Source organism: Mesorhizobium sp. M7A.F.Ca.US.005.03.2.1 (genome assembly GCF_003997795.1).
In the GTDB taxonomy this organism is placed as follows: domain Bacteria; phylum Pseudomonadota; class Alphaproteobacteria; order Rhizobiales; family Rhizobiaceae; genus Mesorhizobium; species Mesorhizobium ciceri.
The window spans coordinates 1-4,749 of the sequence record NZ_RZRP01000490.1 but is presented as its reverse complement, the minus strand read 5'-3'; the positions used below and the strand labels follow the sequence as shown (position 1 = coordinate 4,749).

The 4,749-nt window shown below is 59.0% G+C and carries 3 protein-coding genes; 1 reads left to right on the top strand and 2 read right to left on the bottom strand.

Annotated features, from left to right (window positions below; translation table 11 throughout):
• Positions 1–293: 293 nt before the first annotated feature.
• Together EN991_RS23780 and EN991_RS23775 are read right to left on the bottom strand one after the other, a co-directional pair.
• Entirely contained in the window at positions 294–1,961 is a 1,668-nt protein-coding gene (locus EN991_RS23780) for a sulfotransferase (protein WP_127369674.1), read from the bottom strand.
• Positions 1,962–2,216: 255 nt separating this feature from the next.
• Complete coding sequence (locus EN991_RS23775) at positions 2,217–3,890, bottom strand: sulfotransferase (protein WP_127369673.1); 1,674 nt, start codon at positions 3,888–3,890, stop codon at positions 2,217–2,219.
• 117 nt (positions 3,891–4,007) lie between these two features.
• Here EN991_RS23775 and EN991_RS23770 point away from each other — a divergent pair.
• A partial coding sequence (locus tag EN991_RS23770; protein WP_127369672.1) for an aminotransferase class I/II-fold pyridoxal phosphate-dependent enzyme occupies positions 4,008–4,749 on the top strand: 742 nt, incomplete at its 3' end.

Genomic DNA, 4,749 nt, shown 5'->3' with positions numbered 1-4,749 from the left:
ACTCCGGCTGGGTCGCGGCAACCAAGAAGAACAATGTCGGCGGTCTCCTCCGCTTCCAGCGCGATTTCTAATCAATTTCGCCTTCGAAATCGAAACCCGGCGGGCAACCGCCGGGTTTTTTCATGCCGGTTTTTCATTGGCTTGCCAAAGATGCGGCGACCCTGCCCGAGACCGAGCCCCTGCACTTCCTGAAGGGTGGCGAGCGACAAGCCATCCGACGAAGCCGAGCCCTGACAGCTACGGCAATCGGGTCTATTCGCCAGTCCGGCAGCGCCGGAGCTTTCACGGCTGGATCAATTCCCAGCCAAATCGCCCAAGCCATCGATCAGCGGTTGGATTGCGCTGCCATAATTCTTCCAGCGACTGACGGACGAGCTGTAGATCGGTTGTCGAACCTGCCAGCGGCTGAACGTGTTCACCGCGCCGCCCTTGTCAAAGAATCGCAGGCAGGCGTCGTCCCAGGGCAGTCCCAGATGGTCGATCAGGCGGCGCGATTGGCCTTCCTGGTCAGAGACCATGTCCTCATAGCGGTTCTGCAGGATTTGCCCTGGAAACACCTTGTCCCAATGCCGCATAAGCCGGTCGTACTCGCGATAATATAGTCCGAGTGTATGGAGATCGGCGTTGTAGATATTGTCCTCGTTGAAACTCAGGAAATAGCACGAGATGCAATTGTCGATGGCATCGCGACGGCAGTGAATGATTTGTGCCTTGGGGAACAAGATCCTTATAAGGCCGATAAGCTCAAAATTATGCGGCAGCTTGTCCACTACCCGCAGCGCGTCGGGCGATCGTTGCCTGATATGGGTGAGATATTCATCGGCCAGGGACTTCGACTGATCAACTGTCATATCCAGGACGGATTTTCGGAATTCCTCCGGCGAGCGTGTTTTCGGCGCCAGCCTGTTGGTGATGCGCCGAACCTTTGTCAGCTCACCGGCTCCATGGACGTCGGGATGGCTAGCAAGGATCTGCTCGGTCAAAGTGGTGCCGGAACGCGGCATGCCAAGCACGAAAACAGGCACGTCCGATGTGCTTCCATGACCTGCCTTGGCGGCCAGCATCCGGGGATCGAACAGTTCTATCATGAAATCGACGCTGCGCCGATAGGACTCCATACCGAAGCGGCGGGTTGAAAGTTCCTTTGCCTGGCGGAAATGGCCGATCGCGTCGTCGTAGCGCCTGATATCGTTCAGTATCTTCCCGGCCGCATGGTGGAACTGCTGTATGCTTTTCCTGTCGAGTCCCGGATTTTTCAACTCGGTCAGAATGGATTTCAATTCCGCCGGCTCTTCAGAGAATTTTCGGATGCTGGCCAGGCCGTTGTAGGCGGCCGCGATATCCTGACGGTGACTGATCGCCTCCTTCATATATCCCGCCGCCTCGTCCATCCGGCCCAGGCTTACAAGCGCATTGGCCAGTCCCATTCGAATGGCGGAACGGCCGCTGTCGATTTCAAGCGCTTTCTCATAAAGCGGCACCGCAAGATCGGCCTTGCCGAATTCGGTGTAGGCGCGCCCAAGTGCGCAAAGCGCTTCAACCCAGTCGCCTTTCAGCTGGCAGGCAACCTCAAGATGGCGGATCGCATCGGAATGTTCGCCGACCTTCAAATAGGTTTCACCCAGCGTCAGGTGATAGTGCGGATTTTGAGGTGCTTCCCTCACGGCCCTCTCAAAACAGCGAATGGCCATCTCGTCATCCAGATCGAGCGCAAAGGTGCCCAACAAATACAAAGCAAGAGGATGTCGGGGATTGCGCGCCAAAACGCGCTGACATAGCGCCTCTGCCTCCGCCAACCGATCTGCCTGCTGAAGGTTGAAGGCCTGCCTTAGCAGTGCGTCGTCGGCTTGGACGTGCGACAGAGAGGCCGCCCTGGGCTGCACGATTTTCGACTGCGGGATTTGCGGTCCGGACCGAGTTTTCAGGTGTTTGGACCAAGCGGGCGGCAGGCGGCTGTTCATGGTCCCTAGCTACCAAAAAAAACCAGTTGAATCCACCAGATCTGGCCTCATAGGCAGCTTCGGACACTGCGGCCGGCGCGTTGGCGACCAAGCGCTTCGAGGGTCGACCCGTAGAAAATAATCGACCAACCGAGCGACTGCGTTTGGGACCATCGGGGGCGGAATCACGCGCATCCCTGCGCTTCTTCAGCTCAGCAGTGCCAACCAAAATCGAGGAGGCGTGCGCGCATGAGAGGCACGCCAGACTCGTTTGAATTACGCGTCCGCCAAGTCGCCCAAAGCATCGATGAGTGGCTGGATCTCGCCTTCATAATTCTTCCAGCGCTTGACGGACGATTTGTAGATCGGTTGGCGGACCTGCCAGCGGCTGGGCGTGTTGACCGAACCATCCCTGTCGAAAAAACGCAGGCAGGCGTCATCCCAGGGCAGCCCAAGGTAATCTATGAGGCGGCGTGACTGCGCCTCCTGATCCTCGACCAGCGTTTCGTAGCGATTTTCGAATATAAGGCCTGGAAAAACCTCGTTCCAATGGCGCATCAGTCGGTCATACTCACGATAGTACAGACCCAGTATCCGCAAATCAGTATTGTAGCTGTGTCCTTTGTTGAAGGTCTGGACAAAGCAAGAGACGCAATTGTCGATGGCGTCACGGCGGCAATGAATGATGCGCGCGTTGGGAAAGAGAAGACCGATAAGGCCGATCATTTCAAAATTGTGCGGCATCTTGTCGACCACGCGAAGCGCGGCAGGCGCCCACTCCCTAAGGTAGGACAGATGCTCTTCCGCCAGCGTTCTGGACAGGTCTTGCGTGACCGACATGGCCGGCCGGCTCAAATCGCCAGCCGATGAGGTTTTAAGGCCGATTGCATTGGCGACCCGCCTCAATTTGTTAAGCTCGCCTGCCCCTTGAACATCGGGATGGCTGGCGCAGATCTGTTCCGTGAGCGTTGTGCCCGACCGCGGCATGCCGACCACGAACACAGGCACTTCGGAAGGATTTCCATAGCCGGCCCTGGCCGCCAGAAAGTCCGGCGTGAAGGTTTCAATCAGGGAGTCGATCCAGCGGCGATACAGATTGATATCGAAGATGTAGCCGGAGGCCCGTTTCGCCCTGTTGAAATGGTCGAATGCCTCACTGTAGCGCTTGAGGTCGTTCAGCACCTTGCCGGCAGCGTGATGGAGCTTGTAAGCACTGTCCGGATCAAGCTTGGGATTGCCGAGTTCACGCAGGATGGATTGGAGTTCCTCCGGCTCTTCGGTGAATTTTTTCGTCTGCACAAGGTCGTTGTAGGCAGTCGGCACGTCGATGCGACGTCCGATTGCTTCTTTCAGACAGGCGGCGGCCTCATCCATGCGCCCCAGGCCGCTGAGCGCACTGGCCAGCCCCGCCCGCACTTTGGGATGATCGCGGTTGATCTTGAGCGCCTTCTCGTAGAGCGGCAAAGCCATGCCGGGTTTGTCAAACTTGGTGTAGGCGTGCCCCAGGGCACAAAGCACCTCGATAAGGCCGGGCTGCAGTTCCAAAGCATACAGCATATGCCTGATGGCTGGCGAATATTCGCTGACCTTCGCATAGGCCTCGCCCAGGCTGAGGTGGTAGTAGGGGTTTTTAGGTTCCTCGCCGACCGCCCGCGCGAAATACCGCAAGGCCATCTCGTCATCGTAACGCTGGTATAGGGTCCCCAGGATATACAGAGCGAGCGGATGGTTTGGCGTGCGCGCCAGCACCCGAAGGCACAGATCCTGGGCCTCGTCGAGCCGCTGGGCCTGCTGAAGGGCATAGGCCTGGTTCAGCAGCGCTTCGTCGGCCTGCGCTCGCGATTGAGCGTTTTCTTGGCTCATTGTCGGCTTGAGTATCGGCCCCTTCGCTTTCGGCGCGGGTCCGGGCTTGATGTGCTTTGACCAAGCAGGCGGCAGACGGTTGTTCATCACGTCTCGCTAGCAAAAGCGGCCGAAAGAATCCAGCGTTACGGATCTGCCCAGCGGCAACTTGCACCGACCCATCCGGCGCGCTAGCAAGAAGGCCCTTTCAAGCGAGCTTCCACCATGCATCAGCGCCCTCCCCTCATGCCGCTCATCGCAGCGCTTCCCTCGACGGTGCCGTTTGTCGGCCCCGAAGCGCAGGAGCGCGAGCGTGGCCGCGCTTTTCGCGCCCGCATCGGCGCCAATGAGAGCAGCTTTGGTCCCTCGCCACGCGTCATCGCCCGCATGGCCGAGATCGCCGGCGACATGTGGATGTATTGCGATCCCGACAATCACGATCTGAAGGTGGCGGTAGCCGCGCATCACGGCGTAAAAGCAGAGAACGTCGTTGTCGGCGAAGGCATAGATGGCCTGCTCGCTCTGGTGGCACGCATGTATGTGGCGCCCGGCGATGCTGTGGTCACATCGCTCGGCGCTTATCCGACCTTCAACTTCCACATCGCCGGTGTCGGCGGACGACTGGTGACGGTCCCTTACGAGAACGACCGGGAAAGCCTGGATGGCCTGCTGGCGGCGGTGCGCAGGGACAAGGCCCCGCTGGTCTATCTCTCCAACCCCGACAATCCGATGGGCAGTTGGTGGGAGGCGAGCGAGATCATCCGCTTCATCGAGGCGCTGCCGGAAACCACCATGCTGGTGCTCGACGAGGCCTATGGCGAACTCGGGCCGGCCTCGGCGCTGCCGCCGATCGATATCTCCAGGCCAAACGTCATCCGCATGCGAACCTTCTCGAAGGCGTACGGGCTGGCGGGCATACGCTGCGGCTATGCGATCGCCGAGGCCCAGGTGATCCGCGACTTCGAGA